Raw genomic sequence first — 972 nt, 5'->3', positions numbered from 1 at the left:
GCATCTCCGCCGGCCCCACATGGTGAACGATCGGTTCAAATCCGCGGCGCGGTGGTTCTCCAGCCAATCTGCCGCGCCCCGGATTTGAACCGATCGTTCACCATGTGGGGCCGGCGGAGATGCTGATCTCGGTCGATGGGTCGGCAATCTACGATACGAACGTCTATGCCACGTCGCGCAACGGCCAGGATGACGGTATCTTCGTCCTGCGGCCCTCGGTGGAGATGACGTTGCAGGACGCCGGCCTGTCTGCCCACGGCGTGGCGTATGCCGAAGCGCGCCAGCATGTCAGCGTGACGCGTGAGGACGCTTTCCTGTTTGGACTGATGCTGGATGGCGCGGCGCGGTTTTCGGCGCAGCACGGGCTGGATGCAGCGTTTAAATTCGATCGGGCAGTGCAGCCTCGATCGGATCCGGAGGCGCGTGCACCGACGACGGTACCGCCGCGCAAGATCAACACGCTGTCAGCCGAGCTTGGCTATACCGCGCGCGCGGGCGATGTCTCGTTCCGCCTGTCCCCCGGTGCGGACCGGATCGACTTCCTCGATCCGGCGGAGCGGGACCGTGACCTGCGTGTGTATCGCGGCACGGTTCGCGCCACGTGGCAACCGGCCGCGCCGGTGGCCTTCTTCCTGCAGGGGTTCGTCACCCGCCGGGATGCGGATCTCCGCCGGGATTTCGGTGGCGTCGATCGTGATGTGACGACCTATGGCGCGCTGTTGGGCGCGAGTCGCGAAGTTAACGCGCGCATCCGCGGGAGCATGGGCGTCGGCGTGTTTCGATCAGAGCCAGACGATCCGCTGCTGAAGCCCTACACCGGCTTTGCGCTGGATGGCCAGGTCACATGGACGCCGCGCGCCCGCACGCAGATAACCTTTGCCGCCTTCCGGGGCGACGTGGCGACGGTTCGCGTCGGTGCTTCGGGGCGGACGGATACTAGGCTGTCCGCGTCGATCGAGCAGGAAGCCCGCC

General features: G+C 66.4%; 1 protein-coding gene. It reads left to right on the top strand.

The genetic code is table 11. The annotated features are described in order from the left end of the window. Positions 1 to 119: 119 nt before the first annotated feature. The coding region (locus AX702_RS11780) for an outer membrane beta-barrel protein (protein WP_066779787.1) at positions 120 to 972 on the top strand (853 nt) is incomplete at its 3' end.

Origin of the sequence: Sphingomonas sp. CCH5-D11 (assembly GCF_001557395.1) — a bacterium.
Lineage (GTDB): Bacteria > Pseudomonadota > Alphaproteobacteria > Sphingomonadales > Sphingomonadaceae > Sphingomonas.
This window is presented reverse-complemented; position numbering and strand designations above follow the sequence as displayed.